The sequence below is a fragment of the Nostoc sp. genome (genome assembly GCF_036917195.1).
Lineage (GTDB): Bacteria > Cyanobacteriota > Cyanobacteriia > Cyanobacteriales > Nostocaceae > Nostoc.
This window is the reverse complement of the sequence record NZ_JBALDG010000100.1, coordinates 1-24778: the sequence shown is the minus strand read 5'-3', so window position 1 is coordinate 24778 and position 24778 is coordinate 1. Positions and strand designations below refer to the sequence as shown.

General features: G+C 41.9%; 26 protein-coding genes and 4 pseudogenes. 15 read left to right on the top strand and 15 right to left on the bottom strand.

The features are described from left to right. Positions 1-156 precede the first annotated feature (156 nt). From V7K40_RS33165 to V7K40_RS33155, 3 genes and pseudogenes are all read left to right on the top strand, one after another. Positions 157-520: pseudogene (locus V7K40_RS33165) on the top strand (IS701 family transposase); the annotation flags it as partial. Positions 521-564: 44 nt separating this feature from the next. Beyond that, positions 565-639, top strand: a pseudogene (locus tag V7K40_RS33160) (hypothetical protein); the annotation flags it as partial. Positions 640-1106: 467 nt separating this feature from the next. Beyond that, entirely contained in the window at positions 1107-6560 is a 5454-nt protein-coding gene (locus V7K40_RS33155) for an AAA family ATPase (RefSeq protein ID WP_334967109.1), read from the top strand. Between the two features lie 590 nt (positions 6561-7150). Here the strand turns inward: V7K40_RS33155 and V7K40_RS33150 are convergent. Together V7K40_RS33150 and V7K40_RS33145 are read right to left on the bottom strand one after the other, a co-directional pair. Beyond that, positions 7151-8512, bottom strand: coding sequence for an ATP-binding protein (locus V7K40_RS33150; RefSeq protein WP_334967108.1), 1362 nt, complete (start codon positions 8510-8512; stop codon positions 7151-7153). Continuing rightward, positions 8500-9120 (bottom strand): cysteine hydrolase family protein, encoded by a 621-nt coding sequence (locus tag V7K40_RS33145; RefSeq protein ID WP_334967107.1) that lies wholly within the window; start codon positions 9118-9120, stop codon positions 8500-8502. Before V7K40_RS33145 ends, V7K40_RS33150 begins: the two co-directional genes overlap by 13 nt. 114 nt (positions 9121-9234) lie before the next feature. Between V7K40_RS33145 and V7K40_RS33140 the strand changes: the two genes are divergently transcribed. Next, positions 9235-9504 carry a hypothetical protein gene (locus V7K40_RS33140; RefSeq protein WP_334967106.1) on the top strand — a complete coding sequence of 90 codons (270 nt, stop codon included), beginning with the start codon at positions 9235-9237 and terminating at the stop codon, positions 9502-9504. Positions 9505-9665: 161 nt separating this feature from the next. Here the strand turns inward: V7K40_RS33140 and V7K40_RS33135 are convergent, their stop codons facing one another. From V7K40_RS33135 to V7K40_RS33120, 4 genes are all read right to left on the bottom strand, one after another. Continuing rightward, positions 9666-9809: a hypothetical protein gene (locus tag V7K40_RS33135; RefSeq protein ID WP_334967105.1), complete on the bottom strand. Its 144-nt coding sequence runs from the start codon at positions 9807-9809 to the stop codon at positions 9666-9668. Between the two features lie 60 nt (positions 9810-9869). Then, positions 9870-11561: a M3 family oligoendopeptidase gene (locus tag V7K40_RS33130; protein ID WP_334967104.1), complete on the bottom strand. Its 1692-nt coding sequence runs from the start codon at positions 11559-11561 to the stop codon at positions 9870-9872. A 112-nt stretch (positions 11562-11673) separates the two neighbouring features. Then, positions 11674-12081 (bottom strand): hypothetical protein, encoded by a 408-nt coding sequence (locus tag V7K40_RS33125; RefSeq protein ID WP_334967103.1) that lies wholly within the window; start codon positions 12079-12081, stop codon positions 11674-11676. A gap of 567 nt (positions 12082-12648) precedes the next feature. Next, positions 12649-13458 (bottom strand): helix-turn-helix transcriptional regulator, encoded by an 810-nt coding sequence (locus V7K40_RS33120; protein ID WP_334967102.1) that lies wholly within the window; start codon positions 13456-13458, stop codon positions 12649-12651. A gap of 110 nt (positions 13459-13568) precedes the next feature. On the opposite strand from V7K40_RS33120, the gene V7K40_RS33115 reads away from it, so the two are divergent. Continuing rightward, positions 13569-14648, top strand: coding sequence for a zinc-binding alcohol dehydrogenase family protein (locus V7K40_RS33115; RefSeq protein ID WP_334967101.1), 1080 nt, complete (start codon positions 13569-13571; stop codon positions 14646-14648). A gap of 74 nt (positions 14649-14722) precedes the next feature. Here V7K40_RS33115 and V7K40_RS33110 read toward each other — a convergent pair whose 3' ends face one another. The 3 genes from V7K40_RS33110 to V7K40_RS33100 all read right to left on the bottom strand — a co-directional run bounded on the left by V7K40_RS33110 (position 14723) and on the right by V7K40_RS33100 (position 15460). Then, positions 14723-14863: a hypothetical protein gene (locus V7K40_RS33110; protein WP_334967100.1), complete on the bottom strand. Its 141-nt coding sequence runs from the start codon at positions 14861-14863 to the stop codon at positions 14723-14725. Next, on the bottom strand, positions 14838-15215 hold the full coding sequence (locus tag V7K40_RS33105; protein ID WP_334967099.1) for a hypothetical protein: 378 nt from the start codon (positions 15213-15215) through the stop codon (positions 14838-14840). The genes V7K40_RS33110 and V7K40_RS33105 overlap by 26 nt, the downstream gene beginning before the upstream one ends. An 89-nt stretch (positions 15216-15304) precedes the next feature. Continuing rightward, positions 15305-15460, bottom strand: a complete 156-nt coding sequence (locus V7K40_RS33100) for a hypothetical protein (RefSeq protein WP_334967098.1) — start codon at positions 15458-15460, stop codon at positions 15305-15307. A 132-nt stretch (positions 15461-15592) separates the two neighbouring features. Between V7K40_RS33100 and V7K40_RS33095 the strand changes: the two genes are divergently transcribed. Together V7K40_RS33095 and V7K40_RS33090 are read left to right on the top strand one after the other, a co-directional pair. Beyond that, positions 15593-15910, top strand: coding sequence for a hypothetical protein (locus tag V7K40_RS33095; protein ID WP_334967097.1), 318 nt, complete (start codon positions 15593-15595; stop codon positions 15908-15910). Between the two features lie 465 nt (positions 15911-16375). Beyond that, on the top strand, positions 16376-16747 hold the full coding sequence (locus V7K40_RS33090) for a hypothetical protein (RefSeq protein ID WP_334967096.1): 372 nt from the start codon (positions 16376-16378) through the stop codon (positions 16745-16747). Positions 16748-16823: 76 nt separating this feature from the next. On the opposite strand, the gene V7K40_RS33085 is transcribed toward V7K40_RS33090, so the two are convergent. Beyond that, entirely contained in the window at positions 16824-16946 is a 123-nt protein-coding gene (locus tag V7K40_RS33085) for a hypothetical protein (RefSeq protein ID WP_334967095.1), read from the bottom strand. Positions 16947-17020: 74 nt separating this feature from the next. On the opposite strand from V7K40_RS33085, the gene V7K40_RS33080 reads away from it, so the two are divergent. Beyond that, on the top strand, positions 17021-17323 hold the full coding sequence (locus V7K40_RS33080) for an antibiotic biosynthesis monooxygenase family protein (protein WP_334967094.1): 303 nt from the start codon (positions 17021-17023) through the stop codon (positions 17321-17323). Between the two features lie 116 nt (positions 17324-17439). Further along, entirely contained in the window at positions 17440-17679 is a 240-nt protein-coding gene (locus V7K40_RS33075) for a hypothetical protein (protein ID WP_334967093.1), read from the top strand. A gap of 19 nt (positions 17680-17698) precedes the next feature. On the opposite strand, the gene V7K40_RS33070 is transcribed toward V7K40_RS33075, so the two are convergent. Beyond that, a complete protein-coding gene (locus tag V7K40_RS33070; RefSeq protein WP_334967092.1) occupies positions 17699-17845 on the bottom strand; it encodes a hypothetical protein in 147 nt (48 codons plus the stop codon). After that, positions 17846-18367, bottom strand: a complete 522-nt coding sequence (locus V7K40_RS33065; protein ID WP_334967091.1) for a GNAT family N-acetyltransferase — start codon at positions 18365-18367, stop codon at positions 17846-17848. A gap of 266 nt (positions 18368-18633) precedes the next feature. Here V7K40_RS33065 and V7K40_RS33060 point away from each other — a divergent pair, with 266 nt between their 5' ends. Further along, positions 18634-19533 (top strand): XDD3 family exosortase-dependent surface protein, encoded by a 900-nt coding sequence (locus V7K40_RS33060; protein WP_334967090.1) that lies wholly within the window; start codon positions 18634-18636, stop codon positions 19531-19533. 387 nt (positions 19534-19920) lie between these two features. Next, positions 19921-20595 carry a hypothetical protein gene (locus tag V7K40_RS33055; RefSeq protein WP_334967089.1) on the top strand — a complete coding sequence of 225 codons (675 nt, stop codon included), beginning with the start codon at positions 19921-19923 and terminating at the stop codon, positions 20593-20595. A gap of 687 nt (positions 20596-21282) precedes the next feature. Here V7K40_RS33055 and V7K40_RS33050 read toward each other — a convergent pair. The 3 genes from V7K40_RS33050 to V7K40_RS33040 form a co-directional block, all read right to left on the bottom strand. Further along, positions 21283-21528 (bottom strand): hypothetical protein, encoded by a 246-nt coding sequence (locus tag V7K40_RS33050; RefSeq protein WP_334967088.1) that lies wholly within the window; start codon positions 21526-21528, stop codon positions 21283-21285. Positions 21529-21769: 241 nt separating this feature from the next. Further along, complete coding sequence (locus V7K40_RS33045) at positions 21770-21967, bottom strand: hypothetical protein (RefSeq protein ID WP_334967087.1); 198 nt, start codon at positions 21965-21967, stop codon at positions 21770-21772. A gap of 53 nt (positions 21968-22020) precedes the next feature. After that, the gene (locus V7K40_RS33040; protein ID WP_334967086.1) at positions 22021-22191 is read right to left on the bottom strand and encodes a hypothetical protein; all 171 of its coding nucleotides are present in this window, start codon (positions 22189-22191) and stop codon (positions 22021-22023) included. Positions 22192-22702: 511 nt separating this feature from the next. Here V7K40_RS33040 and V7K40_RS33035 point away from each other — a divergent pair. From V7K40_RS33035 to V7K40_RS33020, 4 genes and pseudogenes are all read left to right on the top strand, one after another. After that, the gene (locus tag V7K40_RS33035; RefSeq protein ID WP_334967085.1) at positions 22703-23161 is read left to right on the top strand and encodes a helix-turn-helix domain-containing protein; all 459 of its coding nucleotides are present in this window, start codon (positions 22703-22705) and stop codon (positions 23159-23161) included. Between the two features lie 129 nt (positions 23162-23290). Beyond that, positions 23291-23620 carry a hypothetical protein gene (locus tag V7K40_RS33030; protein ID WP_334967084.1) on the top strand — a complete coding sequence of 110 codons (330 nt, stop codon included), beginning with the start codon at positions 23291-23293 and terminating at the stop codon, positions 23618-23620. 37 nt (positions 23621-23657) lie between these two features. Then, positions 23658-24493 (top strand): annotated as a pseudogene (locus tag V7K40_RS33025) (IS5 family transposase). Between the two features lie 38 nt (positions 24494-24531). Continuing rightward, positions 24532-24618, top strand: a pseudogene (locus V7K40_RS33020) (IS1 family transposase); the annotation flags it as partial. Between the last annotated feature and the right edge of the window lie 160 nt (positions 24619-24778).

Sequence of the window (24778 nt, the reverse complement as noted above, 5' to 3'; positions counted from 1 at the left end):
ATCGCTTTTTGGCCCAGGTCATAGCTATAGGGGGCAGGCATCAGATTTTTTTGCACTCGATATAATAGTCCTAACACAATCTTGTAGCGCTATATTGACTATTTTATCACCGGCGAGTTGCTTTCCGACGCAAGGCGACAGGAACGCACTCGCCTCACTAATGTTGACTCATCGATTGTCATTCCCCAATGGATAGTTGATACTTATGGAGCAAGAAATTGGGTAGAAGTTTTTTATAGAGAAGTTCTCGTGTTGGTTAAGACTAAAAGAATATCAAGTCCGAGATAAAAGAAGTCTACTTCGACATTTTATCTTAGTTTTTTGTGCATATACTTTTATTCTTTGGCATCAGATGACAGGTGGTTTGAGACGCAGGTGGGCTAACAAACCTTTGAACACGTTTACTGAAGCAATAGAAGCCTTTAGAACCGCTATATCTTATCGATTTTTTGATTGGTTGATCCTCAACCGTGACGTATTTACTGCTTATAAAGCCAGTTTGGGCTTTATTTGGGCTTAATTTTTGTCTAAGTCCCGTTAGGAGTAAAGAAACAAAAGCGGGCGGTAATTGAGTCGGTTAATGACCATCTCAAAAATATGTGTCAGATAGAACACTCTCAACAACGCAACGTGTATTAGACCTGTCCGAAAATTAAATTGACCTAAACAAAGGGAATAAAATGTTAGCTCTATTAGCTAAAATTAGTACCCTAAAAGGCTAGTATAGATTAAACTACATACGAAACTAGACATATACTCAAAATTGAAGAACACTATTTTTTGCCTCTAAACTATCAGTAACTATATCAACACCTTATTGTTACGTTCTTTGGAGACATATATACTTTATCCAAAACCCTTACACAGAAAGGGTTATAAATTTTCGGACAAGTCTATTTAACTTTTTAGTCAACTTGATGGCTGGTTTGGCTGCTTACACCTATCTGCCCAAAAAACCTTCGATTGACATTTACCCAAAAGATTTGCCTGCACTACCTCGTGCTATTTTTTAGTTCCGTCGAACTCACGTTAACTTGACTTAAATTTTGGGAATTATTATAGGAACCGCCAAAATCCATTGTATAACAACATTCAGGCAAGTAATAGTGTCTAAATTAATTGTTCGTATCCCAGAGTACAGTATTACCAGTTTAATTTATGAAGCTACTGCCACGGTAATTTATCGAGCATACTGCAAAGCTAACGGAGACTCAGTTGTGATCAAACTGCTCAAAGCAGAGTATCCTAGTGTCAAAGAGATTGCTCAGATCAAGCATGAATACGAAATTATCCAAAATCTGAATATTGCAGGTGTAATCAAAACCCATAAATTAATCAATTACGACAATGGGTATAGTAATGGTCTAGCAATGGTTTTAGAAGATTTTGGCGGAGAATCCTTAAAAGATCAGATATATACTACAGGGTTTGAACTAAGAAAATTTCTCAACATCGCGATTCAAATTACTGAAACATTAGGAGAGTTACATAGTCACCACATTATTCATAAGGATGTTAAACCTGAAAACATTCTTTATAACTCCAATAGCGAAAAAATCAAACTGATTGACTTCAGCATTGCTTCGTTGCTGTCAAAAGAAAGCCCAGAAATAACCAGCCTCAACCTCCTAGAAGGAACGCTGGCTTATATGTCGCCAGAGCAAACCGGACGCATCAACCGAACCTTAGATTATCGTACAGATTTTTACTCATTAGGCGTGAGTTTTTACGAAATGCTAACGGGTCGGCTCCCCTTCCAGAATGTTCAAGATCCAATGGAGTTGGTGCATTGTCACATTGCGAAAATTCCAATGGCTCCTGAGGAGATTAATCCTAATATACCACTGGGAATCTGTGCGATCGCCATGAAACTCCTGAGCAAAAATGCTGAAGATCGCTACCAAAGTGCTTACGGGTTAAAGGCTGACCTAGAGAAAGCAATGGTTCAACTGGAAACAAAAGGAAGGATTGACCTTTTTAGCTTAGGTGAGCAGGATTTTTCGCATCAATTTCAAATAGCTCAAAAACTTTATGGTCGGGAAGTAGAAGTGGCAGCTCTTATGGCTGCCTTCGAGAAAGTTAGCCTTGGTTCAAGTGAAGTTGTGTTGGTAGGAGGATACTCAGGTATCGGCAAATCCTCACTAGTTAACGAAATTCATAAACCGATTGTGCGGCAACGAGGTTACTTCATCGGTGGCAAATTTGACCAACTCAAGCGAGATATTCCTTATGCTTCTTTGATTCAGGCATTTCGAGAATTGATGCGACAACTATTAACTGAAAGCCAAGTCAGAGTTGAGGTTTGGAAAAATAAATTGCTACAAGCATTGGGAGTTAACGGTCAGGTCATTATTGATGTTATCCCAGAAGTAGAACTAATTATCGGGCAGCAAGCGCCTGTACCGCAGTTGGGGGTTACTGAGTCTCAAAACCGTTTTAATCGGGTATTTAAGCAATTTATCCATGCCTTTACTGCTGCGGATCATCCTTTAGTACTGTTTTTAGATGACCTGCAATGGGCAGATGCTGCCTCTTTGAAGCTGGTCGAAAATTTGATGACTGACTTAGAAAGCCAGTATTTATTGATGATTGGGGCTTACCGAGATAACGAAGTTAGTCCTACCCATCCGCTGATACTAATGCTAGAGGCAATTCGAGCATCTGGGGCAACCGTTGAAGAACTGCTCTTGAAGCCATTAGCAGCACCTCATATTACTCAACTGCTTACTGACACATTCAATTGCGAATCATCTCAGGCAGAACCTTTAGCTGATTTGCTACTTCAAAAAAGCCAAGGTAATCCCTTTTTCTTGACTCAGTTATTAAAAGTATTGCATCAAGATAATCTCTTAACATTTGATTACCGTTTGGGTTTCTGGCAGTGGGATCTTAACAAAATTCAGTCACAAGCCATTACCGATAATGTAGTCGATTTAATGGTGAATAAAATTCAGAGACTATCAGAACCAACGCAGCAAGTTTTACAATTAGCTGCTTGTGTTGGTAATCGTTTTAATTTAGAAATTTTAGCAGTAGTAAACGAAAAATCTGTATCAGCAACAGCAGTTGATTTATGGTCAGCTTTACAGGCGGGATTAATTCTTCCCTTGAGCGATACTTACAAAATTCCTCAGTTGTTGAATCAGTCGGAATTAGAAATCTACTGTGATAATGCGGTACAAGTTGACTATAAGTTCTTGCATGATCGTGTTCAGCAAGCTGCCTATTCTTTAATTCCAATCGGTCAGCAACAACAAGTCCATCTAAAGGTGGGAAAATTACTATTACATAATACAGAAAAAACTCAGTTAGAAGAGCATCTTTTCGAGATTGTCAACCATCTAAATGCTGGTGAATCATTAATTATTGAACCTGCCGAAAGATACGAAATGGCAGAATTAAATCTGAAATTAGGTCAGCGAGCAAAATCATCTTCAGCGTTTGTAACTGCTCTAAAATTGTTAAAAATAGGAATAATATATTTAAACAAAAATAGTTGCCAAGATAAATATTTATTAACATTAAATTTATATTTACAAGCTGGAGAGGCAGAATTTTTAAATGGAAGATATGAGCAAGCTTTGCTGATTTTTGAGCAGACTTTCAGCCAGGTTAAGAATACTCTTGATATGTGTCGAGTAAATGAATATCGGATTATGTGTTATCGCATGGAGAATGACTTAAACTCTGCTTATGAAATTGGGTTAAACACCTTGAAGCTTTTAGGTTTTGAGTTTACAGCTTATCCCGATGATGCATATCTATTGGAAAAACTTAATCAAACAAAAGAAGTTATTGGCGATCGCTCAACTTTTAGTCTAGCAGAACTACCACAAATGCAAGACGAAGAGAAGTTAATGGCTCAACGCATCTTAAAAGAGGTTTGGCCTATTGCTTACTTTTTAGGATCTAAAGCGTTGCACGTTACATCTATGAATCTGACTCAGCTTTCAGTTCAATATGGCAATTCACCGATTTCGGTATTTGGCTATATGCTGTATTCCTTCAACTTAGTATTTCAATATGGTGAGGTAGATTCAGGTTATGAGTTTGGACAGCTTTCTCTGCAACTCCATGAAATTATGAGAACGAAGGAATTAGAAGCGAACATTTTGAACATGTGGGGAGGTTTAATTTGTCATTACAAAGACCATATTAGCCAGGCAAAACCTTATTTATTAAAGGGATTTAATAGCGGTTTAGAAACAGGTTCTTACCAATGGTCTGGTTATTGTTCGGTTAATTTTTTATGGCAATCTTTGTTTGGGAATGAATCTTTAGAAAAAACCGCAGAAGTAGCCGAAGATTTTATTCCTACCCTCCGCAAGATTGACAAAAATATGTTGAACTACCATCTGCTGGCTATGGAAGCGATCGCTAATCTGACTAAGTCAGTAGGCAAGATTGACGAGCTTGTTGGAACTTGGGCAGATGAACAGCAAGTGCTAAAGTTTGCGTTAGCATCTTCAGATATGTTGAGTGCATTTGTAGTTTACATCTATAAACTTGCGCTTTGTAACTGGTATGGAGAGTATACCAAAGCTGTTGAGTATGCAGAAAATGCAGAAAAATTTGTTGGGGGAGCACGAGGAATTTTTATTAATCCTGTTTTCTACTTTCACCAAAGTATTGCTTTGGCAAGAGCTTATGCTGAGGTAGATACAACAACTCAAGTGATTTATCTGTATAAACTAAATGTCAACCTGGAAAAATTCCAGCAATGGGCAATGCACTGCCCAACCAATTATCAACACAAGTTCCTATTGATTCAAGCTGAAATTGCTCGGATTTGTCAACAAGATTATCAGACAATGGAGTTGTATGACAAGGCGATCGCTTCTGCTGCGGAAAATGGTTATTTACAAAATGAAGCCTTAGCAAACGAACTCGCATTTCGATTTTACTTGGCCAAGGACAGAAAAAACCTTGCCAAAGTTTATCTTACAGAAGCCCGCTATCACTATCTGAAGTGGGAAGCTATGGGTAAAGTCCAACAACTAGACGAACAATATTCTCAATTTTTTACAGATACAGTAGCAGAAGCAACTCTTCGGGGTACTGCTACAAACTCAATCAAAGATACTTCTGAAGCTAAAACCCAAATTCTAGATTTAAGCACAGCGATTAAAGCATCACAAGCACTGTCGAGTGAGATGGAGCTAAATCGGCTGCTGGAGAAGATGATGACGATCGCGATCGAGAATGCTGGTGCCCAAATGGGTTATCTACTTGTTAAACGGGAGAACCAATGGCTGATTGAAGCTGAGGGAAACGTTGATCGAGACCAAGTGACAGTGCAATCATCCAGCCTGGTTCAAGTAAAGCATAAACTACCAGTTTTGCTGATTAATTATGTTGAAAGAACAAAAGAAAATTTGGTTTTAGACGATGCTAGCCACACAGAGCGTTTTGCCAGTGACAACTATATTATTGCCAATCAACCTAAATCAGTTTTATGTTCGCCTTTCGCTCATCAGGGTAAACTAACCGGAGTTCTTTACTTAGAAAATAACCTCACCACCGGAGCCTTTACCGCAGAGCGACTAGAAGTACTGAACTTATTGACTTCGCAAGTTTCCATCTCTATAGAAAATGCTCGACTTTACACAAATTTGCACATCTACTCCCAGGAGTTAGAGATTTCGGAAACACAAGCGCGTCAGAAAGCAAAGGAGCTAGAGCAGACGCTCGATGAATTGAAGCTCACCCAGTCCCAAATGGTGCAAAGCGAAAAAATGTCTAGCCTAGGGCAGTTAGTAGCAGGCGTTGCTCACGAAATCAATAACCCAGTCAGTTTTATCTACGGCAACCTTACTTACGTCAATAATTATATCAAAGACTTGATGAGTGTAGTACAACTTTATCAGCAGCAAAACCAGAATTTACCATCTAAAGTTCAGAATGAAATAGATGCGGTTGACTTAGATTTTTTGATGGAAGACTTACCTAAGCTGTTGGCTTCAATGAAAGTGGGAACTGATCGCATTCGCCAAATTGTATTATCTTTACGAAACTTTTCCCGCCTAGACGAATCTGAAGTCAAAGCCGTTGATATCCATGAGGGCATTGATAGCACCTTAATGATTTTGCAAAGTCGGCTTAAACCCCAACCAGACTCTCCGGGAATTCAAGTAATACAGGAGTATGGTAACCTGCCACCCGTAGAGTGCTACCCTGGGCAACTGAATCAGGTATTTATGAACCTGATCGCTAATTCAATTGACTCTTTGGAAGAATTTAACGAACATCGGACTGATGCAGAGAGAATACGTCACCCAGGTATTATTACAATTCGTACTACTGTTGAAAGTGATCTTGCTGTCATTCGCATTGCTGACAATGGTTCTGGGATCTCTGAAAATATCCGGCAACAACTCTTCACACCCTTTTTTACTACAAAACCTGTCGGAAAAGGAACTGGTTTAGGGCTATCTATTAGCTACCAGATTGTAACTAATAAGCATCAAGGACAGTTAGAATGTGTATCGGTTTTAGGACAAGGGGCTGAATTTATTATCTCTATCCCCCTTCAGGCAAGACTAAAAGCAAGAAGTGTCTAATCTTTACCGCCACTAACACTGATTGCAATAATGCAGGCATTGTCTTTGGCTTTGAGTCAAGACATAAACACTTTTGCCCACAGTGCCGACAGCGCCATTGGGCTGCTTGTTTGATTACTTGCGCTATTTCGTCTCAATTGTTTGCGTAGCGTTTTCTGTAGATGGGCATTGCCGACGATACTCCCCAAAGCTGTTGGGTAGTCTTATTAACTCTACCAATTTTTGAGAGCAGCGATAACAGCCAAAGCGTAGCTTGCCGTCGTAGACATCGCACATCATTCAAGCGAGGAAAAGAGCGATCGCAGCTCTCTTAAGACACAGCTTGTTTTTTAAGCACCATTATCTCTACACCCTGCTCATCGCCCCACCAATTCTGAACCTATCCCACTATTCAAAAAACCCAACTTATTTTCGTAAAATGTGCTTGAAAACCTTAATTTTTTATTTTCTGTTCTCAAAAAGCTTAAGCTTTTTAGTACAAATATTATTAGTGGGATAGGTTCATTGTTCGCGTTGGCCTTAGCGAAGCGTCTCGTAGAGAAGCACGTCTCCTTTGAAGATGGCTGGGCATTTTATTTTGAGTAAGTGCCTTATATGGGAATTTGGATGCAAAATTCTGTTTCTTGGTTTGTTTTTGAGGTGCATATTAACTTGCCTTTGTGCATTTCTACAACAATCTGATAACTAATAAATAAGCCAAGTCCAGTTCCTTTCCCAACAGGCTTTGTTGTAAAAAACGGATCAAATATTTTGGAAATTACTGATTCGGGAATAACCAGACCATTGTTTTTAATGCGAACATTAAGCCAAGTTTCATCAATGATTTCAGTATTAATCCAAATAGTAGGAACGAACGGCTGAGTTTGAGAATATTGACTAATTGATAGGTTAGCAATTGCCTCATTTAAAGCATAGATAGCGTTATTCAAAATATTCATGAATACTTGATTTAGTTGTGCAGGATAGCACATTATCTGGGGAATCACTCCATAGTTTTTAATTATTTGAATTACCATATTTTCCGATTCACTTTGGAAGCGGTGACCTAGAAATGTGATTGTGTGATTGATACCTGCATGAATATCTACATTTTTGATTTCTGCTTCATCCAATCGAGAAAAATTTCGCAGTAACAGCACAATTTCTCTAATGCGAACGCTGCCAACTTGCATCGACTCCAGCAGCTTACCTAAATCTTTTTGAATAAAGTCCAAATCCCAGGTTATTATTGCTTCTTGAATATCTAGCGAGGGAACTGGATATGTTTTCTGGTAAAGTTGCAAGATTTTTAATAAGACTTCTGTATACTCAGATGCATAGCTGAGATTAGCGTAAATAAAGTTAACTGGATTATTAATTTCGTGAGCAATCCCTGCAACTAATTGCCCCAGACTCGACATTTTTTCAGTTTGCACCAGTTGAGCCTGAGTATATTTGAGTTTCTCAAGGGTCACTTTTAGGTCGTGATTAGCTTGAATTAGCTCAATATTTCGTTGTTCTACCCTAGCTTCCAGTTCCTCATTCGTTTGCTTGAGTAATGCTTCTGCGTGTTTGCGATCGCTAATATTGCTCAGTGAACCAGAGAATTCTGTTTCACTTTGAGGTTGAGCAGACAGTTCCAACCAAACAATTACACCAGTTTGATGGTAGAAGCGGAGTTCTTGGCAAACCTCTACTCCGGTTTGTAGCTTTTCTAGAGTTTCTGACCACAAGTGCTGATCATCTAAATCAATGAAATTACCTAAGGCACTACCAATGACATCTGCTATCCGATAACCAAGGGTATTTGTCCAGGCTCGGTTAAGGAAATTAAGATTACCCAACTGATCACACTTAAACACAATTTCGTGCAGACTATCCACCAATTCCCGGTAACGTCGCTCGGATTCAGACAATTTCTCAATCAAACTGTACTGAATCTGTGTATGCAATTCATTGCTTAAATCTGACATTCGACTGTACTCGTCAAACGCTGAAGTAACTCGGTATGGTTAATTGTATCGGCGTATAAGGGGAAAACGTGAGTGTGGTAGAATTCTTGCTCAAACACCGTGCGAGCAGAAGTGCAATCAGACAAAATAACAACCTGATAGCCTTTCTCATGGGCAGAACGACCTGTAGAATCAATACAGACTGAAGTCACTGCACCAGCTAGAACTACATGAGTAATCTGTTTTTCATGAAGAATCATGTCTAAGTTAGTATTTATGAAAGCATTAAATCCTCGTTTTCCGGGAACTTCAAGAATTCTGCTACGAAAGGGTAGCAACTCATCAATCATTTGCGATCCCTTCATACCAGCTTGAAAAGCCCCAACTGACTTAATAGTTTTAAGGATGCCAACAGGTTCAACCAATTCTTGGTAGTTTGGCGTAAAAAAAATCGGTGTGGCAATCATCAACACTGGAGTTTGTAGCAAACATCGTACAAGTTCAACGGTGTTTTCTAATACTTTAGTGACCCTTGACGATTCCTCAATGACATTATGTAGAATGCCATCGGCTGCAAAGTAGTCATTTTGATAACCAATCAAGATTACAGCAGTACGTTGAGGTTCCATTGTATTTCTAACTATTTAGTATATACAGATACTTTATTATTCCCGTTTTAAATGTGTTTCTAACGTTAACTAACGAGCAAAATATTCAATTACAGAAAGAAGCGCCTAGACTCTATGGAGGGATTACGCCAGCTAGAACTAGAGAATCAGCGATTGCAACGGCGTATTAAGGAATTAGAAAACGCCGTAGAACAACGTCCTACGCAACAGTGGGGCAACACGATGATAACTCTTGCGTTAAACAAGCAGGTAAAACAGGCGCTAGACAAGGCAATTGACCTGCGAACGCTTGCTGTTCAACCACCAAAAGATAACGCCACCGAATGTCTACGGTTGATCGGTATGGCATTGAAGAATCTCGCCACTGCTATGAACAATACTTAAGCACTCGTTGCTGCGGCAATAATTCTAGAAAGCGAACCGACATCGCAGGCGATCGCATATCGAGCAAAGCAATTGGAAATACTGCCCCAAGCGGTGAATGACATCAGGCGGGTACTATCTCAGCCTGTATGTAGCTCGGTGCGATCGCTCAATTATAGTAATTATGTACTATAAAAAGCAGCAATTAAAACGTCCTGATGTTCCCATGTTTTTAGTCTAGTCATTTGGCGCTCGGCACGGCGTAGCTGTGCCGTCACCTGTGACAGTTGCGTAAGTCCTGTTTGAATTAGGGTTTGTCCATTCACTGTTTTCTCCATCGCTTTGATCAACTATAAGCGCACTTACTCAACATTCTTATTTTTCAATTAGCCAGCCTTCAAAGAGGAACGCACTTTTTCAACAACTTGAGTAAGTGCACCAGGTTCAAATGGACAAATGAGATTTGCCGAGCGCACTAATTCTCGAAAGGACGCAGAACCGCCGCGATCGCATAACGCAATATACTCTGCTAGCGTCTTTTGATAATCTTCTTCTGCTTTGACCCAAAACTGCAACGCGCAACACAGAGCCAAAGTATAATCAATGTAGTAAAACGGCGAACAGTAGATGTGCTGTTTGTCTTGCCAAAGTCCGCCTTTGTTAAGATATTTCAAATCTCCATAATTTCGCCAAGGCAGATAACGAGCTTCCATCTGTTGCCAGATTTGATGTCGTTCTTGCGGCGTTGCTTGTGGGTTGGCATAGACCAAATGCTGAAAATGATCCACTGCCACACCATAAGGCAGAAATAGAATTGACCACGCTAGATGCTGCCGACGAAATCGCTCCGCTTGATCGCCGAAAAACTTTTCCATCTGCCATCTGGTAAGAAACTCTAAGCTCATGGAGTGAATTTCACACGATTCTAGCGTGGGCCACAGGTAATCAAAAACTGGCAAATGGCGACTTCGCCACATTTGGAAGGCGTGACCCATCTCGTGAGCGAACACCTGCACGTCGTTTTTTGTTCCATTAAAATTTGCGAACACGTAGGGTATATCATAGCTTGGGAAGCTTGTACAGAATCCGCCTCCCGCTTTTCCAGGACGATTTTGTAAATCCAGTAAATGTCGCTCAACCATCATCCTAAAAAACCCACCCAGGGATGGATTCATGGCATCAAACATTTCTTGTGCCCGTTCTAGCATCCAGTCATGATCCCCAATTGGAGCCGGACTGCCTTCTGCATCAAAGATAGACTCATCCCAAAAATACACGCTGTCTAGGTTGAGCCGTTGAGCCTGTTGCCCAATTAGCTCGATCGCTAAAGGAACGACCTGTTGAACTACTTGATCTCGATAGTACTCGACATCGCTTTGATCGTAATCCACCCGTCGCATTCGGCGATATCCTAGCGCAATGTAATTCTCGTAGCCTAATTTTTTTGCCATACGATCGCGCAGTTTTACCAACCGATCAAACAGTTGATCGAAGCGGTCTTGATTTTGCTCAAAAAACTGCCAGCGACAATGTTCTGCCTGCTGACGAACGTCTCTATCTTTACTTTGCACATAAGGTTGCAAACCCGATAAATTCACCTGCTCACCCTGGAACTCTAGCTTTGCTGAAGCGATCAGTTCGGTGTACTCATTGCTGAGTTTGGATTCTTCGACTAAATCTGCTGTGATCGTCGATTCAAAGGTCGTAATGTCTGCTTCCCATAGCAAAAAGGCTTGCCGTCCCAAACTTTTTTCTAACTCGGCGCGATCGGGGCTGTCGAGCAGTTGCCGTTTTAGGTCTACTTCAAGGGCGGTCAGAGATGGCAAAAGTTCGTTGCAATAGTCCAAGGCAGTTTTGTACTCTGGGTTTTGCGTGTCTTGGTGAAAATGCAGTCGCGTGAGTTCCTTCCATGTATCTAGTCTGCGTCGCAAGGCATCCCACTGCTCTATGACGGACTTTCGTTGCTCAGAGGTTTGAGCCTGGTTAAACTGCATCTGGATGACTTGGTATTCGGCGGTCACGGTTGAGAGAGTTGGAGTTTCTGCTGTAATGTCGGTGTAATCTACTGAAGCTTGCATCAATCATTCTCCTCTGCGATAAATATTTAGCAATCCGGCGACTTCTAGAAGATTTTTATTTTGGGAAATCGCCAACTTTCATTTTTTTCCTATTAAGACTTCAACAATGAAATCATTTATCACCTTGAACTGGTAAATTTGCATCAATCTCAATCAAAGTAACTTTGGCATTTTCAACTACCGTATTTCCCAGCAGCGTGTCCTGCATTGCTTCAAATTTAGACTCTGCTCTCCCAATCCGTTCATAATGTAAAATCACATGATAATGCTTTTGTATTGCTTCTCCAGACTCAGAACGCTCTACTGCAAGCCAATCTTGGTTTTGACCCGATTCGGCAATCTGACGATATTCACTGGCTAACTTTTCTAATGCAATAGCTATAGCGTGTTCTTTGGTTTTACCACAGCAACGAATTTCATCTGTAGGCTGGTCAAGAAAAGACAATAATTGACAAACATACTGATTATTATCGCCAGCCTGCACATTAATAATTGCGATTGTTCCACTGATTGAAGTCATACCCCGATTATATTAACACTATATTAGTGTAAACAAACTTAACCCCAATAGATAAAGACAATAATTAATCAAATTTATATTTATAGTCAAATTAATTACTAACGTAAATATATTGCCAAATTAGGACAATAAATTATTTTAACTATCTAATCATATTCAATTGATAAAATACCTAAAATATAATTTTTTGGTCGTATCATTAACTATCATGATTCAGAAATGATTTGCTTGTGCTGACTTATAACTTTTGTAATGCCAACTTCAAGATTATTTGTTTTTTGCGTAAAGTTCCAAACTCAAGATAAATAGTATCATATAACGGTATTTAATATACATGAACCGGGGACAACCTTAAAAGTCTCCTACTATATAGTTTACTGAAAATCATCTAGTCAACTCAATGAATAAAATCTTGTTTTTATGTACAGGCAACTACTAGTTTACCACGCAAATATTGACAGGTGTAGGGTCTTAAAAGGGGAAGGGGAAAGGGTTTAAAACCTTTATCACTTAATTTTTTTTTGACTGTCAAAAAGACTTTGGCAGACTACAAAAAATCTATCTGTATCAAGGTTTTCCTGAAATGGTATGTAATAGCTCGCACGGAGTATTATAGATGGCGAGCTTCAGCGCAGGATCGTCATTGGACTGAAAGGTAGCATACTCAAAGCACAGCAAACCCTTTTTAGGATGGTTCAGTAGTTTCTGTCCGGACGCGACGCTGCGGATATCGTGCGCCTCCCACCAGATCACGAACTCAGGGCTGGCTTGCTGAAGGCGTTCCAAGAGGTCGAGAAACGCTGGATCGCCAGCCCAAAGGTCATATGTTATACGAAATTGGGCCACCATACGTTTGGCCTCATCAACCCAGGTTGCGCCGAAGAGGTGCCGGGCATCCGGATCGGTCAGCATATAGGTGAGGATATTGCGATCCGCTTCGGTCGTCTGTCCGAAGTCTGTGAATAATTCGGCAGCTGCGGCATTCCACGCTAAGATGTCCCATCGACGACCGGTGACATAGGCAGGCTGATTAAGGCTCTCAACCATGCGTCGAACCACTTCGGGTACACTCTCGTGAGAGAATGCGCGGCGATCGCCGTTTCGCGCCAGTGTCCGCAAATGGGCATGTTCTACCTTGCTGAGGCGCAGTGCGCTAGCCAACGCATCAATCGTGGTAACGGAAGGGCTGACGGTTCGTCCCTGTTCTAGCCGGATATACCAGTCAACGCTGATGCCCGCGAGTTCGGCCACCTCCTCGCGTCTCAATCCTGGCGTCCGACGTCTTTGACCATTTGGAAGACCCACAGCCTTAGGGTTCAGCTTTTCTCGGCGCGATCGCAAAAAGTCACCAAATTCATTTCGACTTGCATCTGCCATGACCTTTACTTTATCCTCAAGGAGGGACTAGTCAATACTAGGATAATACCAGGCCTTGTTACACAGGGAAAGCCTGCGAGAATGGTTCCATACCATAGAATAGAATGACCATGAAAGGTGCAATTTTGAAGGCGTTCGGCTCGCCACTCGTTGTCGAGACTTTGCCCGATCCGATCCTGGGCACAGGAGAGGTCATCGTCGATGTCGTGGCAGCCCCTGTTCTGTCCTACGCAAACGAAGTCTTTAGCGGCGAGCGAAAATATCTGCTGGATCTGCCTGTAGTACCGGGATGCGGGGCGATCGGCCGCGTGCGCGCTGTCGGGCCGGACGCGACGCATCTTGTCGCCGGCGATTGGGTCTTTTGCGATCCTACTGTGCGATCGCGTGACGATGCGCTAATGCCCGACATAACACTGCAAGGCTGGAGCGCCCGTGGTGAAGGAGGCTTGCGCTTACAGAAACACTTCCGTCATGGCCCCTTTGCCGAGCAAATCCTAGTCCCGACGGAAAACGCCATCCGGATCGGTTCGCTTGATGAGGCGGATGCAGCGCGATGGTGCGGGCTGAATACGTTTCTCGTACCGTATGGCGGTCTTCTCGCGGCGAACTTGCAGGCGGGAGAGACAATCCTGATCAGCGGTGCCACTGGCAACTTCGGCAGTGCGGCCGTCGCCGTCGCCTTGGCGATGGGGGCGAGATGCGTGGTTGCGCCGGGTCGGAACGAAAAGACGCTTGAGGATCTGACGCGTCGTTTCGGCGATCGGCTCCGACCTGTGAAGCTCTTGGGCAACGAGGAGGATGACCAGGAGCGGATGCGGCAGGCGGCACCGGGCCCGATCGACTGCGTGCTGGATATCCTGCCGCCCTCGGTTAGTACGACGACGGTACGCGCCGCCATCATGACGGTGCGACCTTACGGGAGGGTTGTGTTGATGGGGGGTGTCGGGATGCTAGGAGGCGCTGGGCTGGAATTGCCCTATCCGTGGATCATGAGAAATTGCATCACCGTACGTGGCCAATGGATGTATCTACCTGAGGCCGCCATCCGCCTAGTCGGGCTGATTCGGTCTGGTCTTCTGAGGCTGGACAACTTCGACGTTACAGTATTCGATCTAGACGACGTGAACAAAGCCGTCGCGCACGCTGCCGCCAATAGTGGCCCCTTCAAAATGACCACGATTCGGCCATAATTTCCTGTAATTGTAAAGTCATGACAGGACAAATATTCTGTAAACTGCTTTGCTTGCAGAATGTGATCAACGCCTTATAGCTTTTCTTCCACAGCCGTCAAATACGGTCGCTTCAACTTCCCCAAATACTTCAGGACTGCCTCTGCTGGTGCTTCCAGCTTGCCACTATTACGCAACCTACTAATGCGATCACCTACGGTGGGCGCTTGCGCCATCGCACACCAACTGCATCTGCTGACACTCGGCAGGCAAATAGTCGAATGACTTTATATGCTGCAAACTAACTGTATACTCACCATCCCAGAGTTTTACAGTGCAGCTAATGCAGCTAAAATCATTTATCTGACTTACGATGCTCCAACACCCGCCTTTGCCCTTCAGTACGGGGTTATCCTTTGCAAGGATTTGACAGACTTCACCTAGCTGGTAGGTATTGGGTACTTTCGTCCGCTCCATTATTTTTTGCACTACGTATTTGACGATTTTACCAGTAGGCACTTTCTTGACTGCTTTCTCTACTGCGGTTAGCCAAACCTCTTGTTGCTGGAGCAGTTCAAGTTTTGTCATAAATCGAACTTGCCCCTCTGCTGTTGGCAAAATGTGATCAATTTGATCACATTTTTGCTCCAAGTTCTCAAACACAATAGCTGCATCCATTAGAAGATAAGACTGGCGGCGACTATGCCCAAAGCGATGCCGAAGCCAACGCCAAGGGCGAACGCGGCAATATTCCTCAAAGGTTTTGTGGGTCGAGCGGTACAGTCTGCGATCGCAAAAAGGCGGGGCGTAAGCCCATCGTGCAAATCTGGCAAAGCCTTGCCAGCTTCAAAAAACGCCCGTTCTACATTCGCTCTAAATTTAAGCGATAACTTTGTTAAGCTCCGCTAACGCTAATTTCCTGCTCGGTTAACTTTGGAACCTGACGGGGTGACGAGGAGACTGTAATGGTTGGTGTATCGGAGGATGGCGCTTTTGAGGTAGAAAAAGATAGGTCAGGTATTGTCAACAAGACCTATCAAATGATAATATTACCTAAATTCTATCAAAACTGCTTTCAAAATGTACTGAAACCTACGCAGTACAAAATGTTGGAAATATTAGTGATGCTATTACAGTTTCATAAAACTGTAACTAGAGAAAAGTTAGCAACAGTATTGCCACAAGCGATACTTTTTCAGAGTCGGCGAAAGAGTATTCAACGATTCCTGCTTCTACCACAACTGTCAATTCAATTTCTTTGGTTTCCTGTAGTTAAATATTGACTGAAAACTCGCCAGAGAAAAAAAGGTAAAAAATTAACATTTGCTATCGATAGGACACAGTGGCGTGAGCAAAATATCTTGCTCATTAGTTTAATTGAGGATCAGAGAGCTATACCAATTTACTGGTTATCTTTAAGAAAAAGAGGTTGTAGTAATCTCAAAGAACAGAAAGCATTGATTCGACCAGTTATCAGGTTGTTTAAAGCATATTAAAACAACAGTGTTAGGCGACCGTGAATTTCACAGGATCAAATTCGCCAATTGGTTAGACAGTAAGGGAATCCACTTTGTTTGACGACAAAAACAAGGGACATATATTCCTCAGGGCACTCAATCATACCAACGACTACAAAATCTTGGATTAAAACCTGGAGTGTCATTTTTTATCCATGATGTTCAGTCTAGGAAACAAAAAGGTTTTGGGAAATTTAATTTAGTTGGGTATTAGCCGCGTAAATATCGTGGGTGGAACAATCTGGATGGTATTTACTCACCAACTTGGATAGTTTTGACACAGCTATTAAAACTTTTAGCTGTCCTAGCGCTATTGAAGCAATGTTTAAGGATTGTAAAACAGCTGGTTACAATTTAGAATCTACTTATACAACTGGTCAACGTTTAATGACCATTATTTTATTGGTGGCGTTAGCGAAGCGGCTTTGCAGGAGCTTCGCCTACACTTGTGCAGTCTTAATCGGTCGAGCATCAACACAAGTTGGTCTACAAAAATATCTAGGTCGTCTTCAAGAATTAAAACGCTCTATGCGACGACATAGTGCATTTTGGATTGGTTTATATGGTTGTTTATCGGTGGGTGCAATGGAATTTTGTCAATAAGAGCGATCGCTCTTATGGGAAATAAGCCCAATAAGCTACCTCATTTTCAGCAAGGCATACGCGCTATGAGGCTTATTCAATCAGCATTATAGCCTCCTTGTCCCCCCTTCATCTCTGGAACTTTAACAGCAGCAAGGGTGATTGTTGCTGTAGCTAGGTTTTCTTGTTGAGCAAAGGTAATTTGGGGGTGTGGTGTCAATAATCTAACTGAAGGTACATTATCTGTGTGTTGTTCAATGCTCTAGCACGACAGACTCTCTTTGAAAAGCCTTTATGGATTCATCTGTGGTGTTAATTAATGTCTTTTCTATACCTCAAGGTATGGAGTCCGAATTTCTCGATAAATGGCATCAGACCGCCGAACTGATGAAAAATGAACCTGGATTCATCGAAACAAAGCTACACCGCAGCCTTGAGCCAACAGCACGATTTCAATTTATTAATATTGCAAAATGGTCTAGTCAATCAACTTGGGAAGCAGCATTTTCTAAACGTATTTCTCAGCAAGAGATTTTTGAACAACAACTACTAATTGAAGCTAACCCCGCTCTTTATCAAGTTGAAGTAGAGTATTAAATTCCAATACTGAGAATAAGTACCGTCTTTTCTTCCACATAGGCGGTAGAGCTACAACACCACGCCTGGATTGCCGCTGCTATGCCTTAACTGATGGTCGTTTGGTATAATTCTGTATGAACTTAACCTTAGAATCATCATTTTCTTACCCTCAACACCTGCAAAATCTCCCTCACTGCCGCTTTCTCTGGCTCTATCTCCTGAATCCGCTTCAACAACTGCTTGGGAATATACTTCGACGACTTGAAGGTGCGATAGCCGTTGGCGCTAGCGTCTCCAAAGGAGAAGGCTTAAGAAGAGCTTATCGCCCTGGCTCCAAAACTCGTAATGGTAGTAGGCCTGTGGTCAATCCTTAGCGTTCTTGGTAATCGGTTGCTAATAAATACTGCTGTTGCCCGGAGCTTTCTGCCACCCTTGAATCTGCGATTGATATGATCGCTGTCGGTAGCCAAAGGTGTATCTGGCAAGGGACTCTTGAACAGTCTGAATTGGATACAAAGGAATAGCACAAAGGTCGTTCATTTAAGAGTGGTGTTGCCAATCTCTTCGACTCAAGCGATAAACAAAGCACTCATCGTCACCGAATCGTCGATATTCGATTAATTTGAAGCCAAGACGTTCATAGAAGCGGTGAGCGCGACTATTACTAACCAGCGGATCAATGATTACAGCCGTCACAGATGAGTCTGCGAAACATCGAGTAATTGCTAACTGCATCATTTTTGTGCCATAACCTTTACCCAAATCAGCTGCTTCCCCGATCCAAATATCAATGGCACGAAGATCGGCTGCGATATCGCCCCAATAGTGACTTTCCTCTCGTGCAGGATCGATGATCTGAATAAATCCGATGGGACGACCTTCGATTTCAGCAATCAATTGCTCCCTCCAATCAGGATTATGATCTAGTTCCACCTCCCAGCCCCAGTCATCATTAGGGTCTGAAGCAATCACATGAGGTTGCTTGTCCCAATATCGCAGTAAATCTAAATCAGCAAAGGTAGCATAGCGTAAGTTTATTTTCGTTGCATTCGCTGAGGACATATCGTAAGTGATTCACCGAACTTAATATTACGTAAACTTTTGGCTTTAGTAGTCAATATTTTGACACCTCTAGCCTCTTGTTATTGCTACAACCTAATCAATCCTATTTCTCCTTTACTTACGTATTTTCTGGGGCTTTACAAAATCAAGCTGTTAAATTTTACTCAACTTTTATTCAACCTCAACCTCTAAAAGCTAAGAACTTTATAACAACTTGAGTAAGCTATTGACTAACGTAACAACTCATTCTTACTTGCGGAAAATCAATGCGTACTAAAAAAGCTTTTTTTTACACAGCAGCCCTGACTGTTAGCCTGATGTTACTAGCTGGACAAAAAGCAAATGCCGGACAACTCTATAACAATTGGGACTACGGTATTGACTCTTTTAGCGATGGCTCTGGCGGAGCCGTTTTTGACATCAAAGGTATGGCTGTCAAACAGTCAGGCGATAAAGTTTATGTTGCGCTCACTGGCGGTATGCCCTTGGGTGGGACAACCGACCCGAATGATTATTGGAATCAGGGCCACTCTGTCCACATTGGTTGGAGTGACTTGTTCTTCAACTTCTCAGGACAAAACTTCCAGACTGCTAGCAATAACGGACAGTTATTTGCAGTCAAGTTTGCGGACTACGGCAGTGGCTTGTCAACCGGAGTTTATCAAGGAGTGACAGCCAAAAGTATAACTCAAGAGCATGGTGGCTACAGTAACTTGAAGTGGTATTATGACTGGGGTTGGGGTCAGAATAACACCCAAGGCACAGACTTCGCGACTGCACAAGATGTCTACAACTATTACTACCCGACTACTGTTGCTCAAAATCCAACTTGGGATAACACCCCGATTCTCAATGCCATTGGTAATGGTACGAAAGTGGGCAATATCTTTATGCTCAGTGACAGTGAGTTAAGTGCCGCAGGACTCGATTTTGGACATTTTTCTGCCACAGGAGATTACACTATTGGGTTTGCATTTGACAAAGCCTTAATTGGCAGTGGCGACTATGTTAGTAACATTTTCCTAGAGTGCGGTAATGATGGAGATGCACTCAAAGGTAACTTCAAGTCTACTCCTGAACCGGATGCTGGGGCAGGCTTATTCATCCTCGGACTCGGCTTTGGGATGAAAAAGAAGCGTGAACGTCGCAAAAGTTTATTAGCTTAAAGTTAAATACCACGCGTTCGTAAGCTCTACCCATTGAGCGACAACGAGCGGAGGGTTCATAATTTACAATGCAGCTAGGATTTAACTAATTGATAGTTATATCCTGGCTACCTCATCAAACTTCTAGCATCAACATAAAGACACTATAGGATCAATTAATTGTATCTTTAAAATAATTTTATGCAACTAATGGGACTTAGACAAAAAACACCGAAAAAAGAGCCTCAAATCTATATAAAGAAAGAATTTGACATCGTTTTGCTTAGTTTCTTGATATATCTGGGTTTGGGCTATTTTTGAGTATTTAGTGTATTCTCCTTACCCTGCATGGGTTTGAGGCTTGTTTTTCCCGAAAAAATGTTTAAGTCCCGCTAAATGAAAATAATTATGACTCTTAAACTTGCATTATGGTTACTGTGGGCTGGATTTATAGCTTATATTTTATTGTTGGCACCGCCCTTACACTTAGGTGAAACGCTAACGCTGTTGAAAAATATATTTACTCTTCAGTGGACTGCTATTAATCCAATTATCCTGTCTTTATTTTCTCTAGTGGGTATTTGGCTATTAATTTACAGTAGTTTATTGTTCATTGATGGCCGGATGCAATCGATTCATTTTTGGCCTTTTGCTATCGCATCAGTGGGTTCGGGTGTACTTGGTCTTTTGCCATATTTGGCTTTGCGTGAACCTAATCAACAATTTTCGGGACAAAAGAATGCTTTTTTGAGTCTGCTGGATTCTCGCCTTTACGGTATTGTCTTAACTTTAAGCACAGTTGTTTTGCTTGTCTATGGTTTTGCTTTTGGTGATTGGGGAGATTATGTGCAGCAGTTGCAAAGTGATCGCTTTATCAATGGCATGAGCCTGGCATTTTGCCTATTTTATGTTTTATTTCCTACTGTTGTTGGTGATGATATGGCTCGTCGCCTTTTCCCTAATGCCGAGGTATTTTTAACAGTGGTGTTTGTTCCCTTACTCGGTTCTCTTGCTTATCTTTGCCTGCGCCCACCAATGGTGTCATCAACTATTCGTGAAGAATCATTCATAGCTAATCGGTAAATATCGGCATTTTTCAATTAGTTCTCGTCATCAAGATTGGGTCTAACGGTGAAGTTAGGCAGGCTTCAACAACTTAACTAAAAACCCAGCAGAGCCTTTTGAACTTCCTGTGATGATACTTTAACTAGATTTTCAGCCGTGACATTTTCGTGCTGATGACTCAACTCAACCATTCCGCCAACAGCGTTTATACCAATTCTTTATGAAGCTGCGCTAAATAAGGCTTCAAGAATAAAGTCGTAAGAAGTGAGACAGGCAATCATGGAAGGTGTAATTTCTTTGAGGACATCAGTTAACTTGTGCTGTAGTTGTGTGAGAGTTTTACAATTTTCTCATTGGAGTTGAGATTTGAGAAATTCCCAAAACGGCTCAATTGGGTTGAGTTCAGGAGAGTGAGGAGGTTGAAAAATCGAGATAATGTTATCTGGGATATTAAGAGCTTTGGCTTTGTGGAAAGATCCTTGGTCGAACTGGATAACCGCGATATCATCACCTCTTGTCAGCAGATAAGTAGCTAGACATGATTAAATATAAAACGCCCAACGGAGTAATTACCATTGTAGGCACGATTTTCAATATGTCTGAATTAGAGCGATGCCTGCGGCGGGCTACGCCTACGCCAGTTCATATTCATCGTCAAAAATCTGTGAAGAAAGCTCATAACGTTTTAGGTGCAGCCACTCATCTTCAATGCGGTTCATTTGAGGCGATGTATGGTGGCAGGAAAAAAATGTATAAGCCTTGTTGTTGCCAAAATTGCCAGTATTGTTGAACTTTTTTGCTGCGATGAAATGATGCTCCGTCTTGAATAATGACAGTAATTTTACCGTTTTGTTCAAGACGTTGTTGAGCCAAATGTGCCTGCCATTGGAGTAGTTGCAAGTAACGTTCGCTATTAAAACCACCGACTACAGCTCCATACTCAAAACGCAAGTTCAGGCTCCCAAAAACCAAGAACGTTAATTATAAATGCCTCTTCTACGAGGTTGATAGATTGATTTTTGCTTCCCACGCTGGGAATAAGTATAATTGAGAGAGCTTGTTCGTTCAAACCCTGATTCATCAAGATATTTTAGACAAATTAATCCATCACTAGCCCAGTGACATAACATTAACCAATCAGCCTGTTTGGCTTCTTTAAATGATGCTGATTTTGGAGTTGGTGGCTTGTGTCTTAATCGTTTCCAGGTATAGCCTTTTTTTTTAGAATGCGGCTAATTTGTCTACTGCTGAGTGTGATTCCACGCTCAACAGCCAAACGTTCCTGTAGTTGACGGCTTGTATAGCTACGATCTTCACCTAACCATTGTTCAACCACATTCATATCCTCTAAACTCCACTTACGCTTTCCTCCACTCCAGGTGCTTCCCACAATCCATTTAATCCCTGGTTTTCCCATCGACGTAATGTGGCTCGAACTGTATGCTAATGAATATGTAAGTGACTTGCAATTATTGGTACTGTTAAACCATCGGCATTCAGTCGTAATGCGATCGCTCTAATTTTCACTCTTCGAGCTACATTATCTGCAAGGCTTAACTCCTGCAACGTTTTGTCTTCTTCTCTAGTCAGTTTTATTCGTAGTGCTGGTGGCATTTTCAATCATTTGTTCTGCTCTACTCTTATCTTATAATTTTTCATGTCTAGCTACTTAGCAACTCCAAAAACTGTTGAAAACAATCACTATTAAGGTAGGGAAACTCATAGAAAAAGCTGTGTATCCACTTAGGGGTTCTACAACTCCGTATAAATAAAAATTTTCACGTTGCCATTGGCTCAAACCCACAGGTTTAACCCCTCTAGCTGTAATTAAACGTCCTGCAATTGTTTTTAATCCTAAAGGTGTTTCATCCTGGCACAAGTACCTTAATCGTTTCCCCGATCCAAATTCCTCCTGCAAGAATTTGAATGCTAGAGGTAGTTTTTTTAAAGTGAGATAGACTTTCTGGATGTTGTTTAGTGCTTTGAGGACGAGGCACTTTTAATTTCGCAGCCGTTTGGGTGCGAACCACTTCATAGACTGTTTTATATGCAAGTGAAAGCCCTAAGTAGCTGGTTGCAATTAAATATAAGATAGAGATAGGACTTTCAGATTCGGTATAACTGAATGCCTGCCCGATTAAGAGTAGTCTTAACAGAAGCGGAAGACTTGACACTAGCACAATTGCCTCAAGGAACAACAGTGGCTCAAAGGACACGCGATCGCACACAGATGATCAGGCTGAATGCCCAAGGGTGGAATGTCCCAGAGATAGCCAAAATTTTCTTAGTGCCATTCTATACAGTGAGATCGACACTGCGACGATGGGAAAATCAGGGGTTAGGGGGACTATGGGAGATGCCAGGGCGGGGGGCAAAGGGCAAATGGTTTGAGGGGGACTTGGCTAATTTAGAGCAGTGCTTGGATTCGGAAGTTCGTACTTATAATAGTGTGCAGTTATCGGAAAAATTATTGCAACTTCCTCAAGTGCAACTTCGTCCAGACCGTCTGAGACGATTGCTCAAAAAAAGGGGTGGCGATGGAAGGGCACACGCTATACTGATCAAGGAAAACAAGACCCATTAAAACGAATAATCAAGCAAGCTGACCTCGATACTCTCAAGCAGGCAGCAGTAGATGGCTAGTTGTAATTGAAGTATCTAGACGAATCTAGATGTTGTCGTTGGAGTCGAGTTAGTTATAGTTACAGTCCTCTTGGTCGCCAAAAACAAATGCCACAAAGTCGGCAGTCGTACTGGTCGTATCAGTATCTTGGGGCTGTGGCAGCCGGATGTGAGTTTTGAGTATGCTCTGGTTCAAGGTGGTTTCAAAACTGAACGTTACATAGAGGTGATCAATTGGGCTGCTAGTAAGGCGGCTCAAACCTTGGCTGAAACTGACCGCATCACTGTGGTTGTTCACGATAACGGCTCCTTACCAGTAAACTTTCACGCCATCAATGGGATAAGTGGCAATCTCAGGGACTGTTTATCGTTCATTATCTGCATCAAGGCGTACAGTACATTAGACCTCTTGCACGAATAACATAGGCATGAAAAAATACAGGAAAAAAAGAAGCTCCGTGACCTACGAACAAATAAAAGAGCTACCATCCTGAGAATTTAAACGTCTATGTGGTGTACATATTGCTACATTTATGCGGATGGTAGAAGTACTCAAACCGGAACTGGTGCGTACTGGAAAAAAAGGTGGTCAACCAAAGTTAAGTCTAGAAGATCACTTATTGGTAACACTAGAATATTGGCACGGAGCCGGAGACGCTCCGCCTTCGGAGAGTATCGCACATACTTCCATATTGCTAAAAGCTGGGGTATCCATGAGTCAACAGTATGCCGCATAGTACCGAAGGTGGAAAATATTTTAATCCGCTCAGGTGTATTCCGATTACCAGGTAAACGAGAGTTACACCAAGGAATGTATCAATGGAACGTGTTGGTAGTAGATGTTACTGAAACACCTGTAGAACCTCCAAAAAAAAAACAGCGCAGATACTATAGTGGTAAGAAAAAGCGGCATACCTTAAAGGCACAATTAGTAGTTGATCAAGCTAGTGGTAAAATCCTCTGTACTGCCTATGGAGTTGGTCGTATACACGATTTTCCTTTACTCAAAAATACCAAAGTGGATTTTGAGCGAGCGCAGTTATGTTTAGCTGATAAAGGCTACCAAGGTATCACCAAACTCCACACTCTTAGCTGCATACCCGGCAAAAAACCTCGTGGTGCCGATTTACCAACTTCACAACGTCAGCATAATCGCTTATTAGCTAGATTACGTATTGTTGGTGAACATATCAACCGCCGCTTAAAAATTTTTCGCATCTTTAAAGAACAATATTGTAACCGCAGAAAACGGTTCGGTTTACGATGCAATCTGATTGCTGGACTTCTCAATTGATGAACTCGCTCTTTTTTCTTGATTCGTGCAAGAGGTCTATTGAACGATTCAACAATACTTTACGCCAACGAGTTTCACGTTTAGTACGTAAAACATTGTCGTTCTCAAAATCACTCAACAACTAGATTGGGGCAGTTTGGTATTTCGTTCATCACTATAACGCTAGTTCACGAAGTTGAATCATTATAGTGCTACAAGATTGTGTTAGGACTATTATATCGAGTGCAAAAAAATCTGATGCCTGCCCCCTATAGCTATGACCTGGGCCAAAAAGCGATCGCGGCG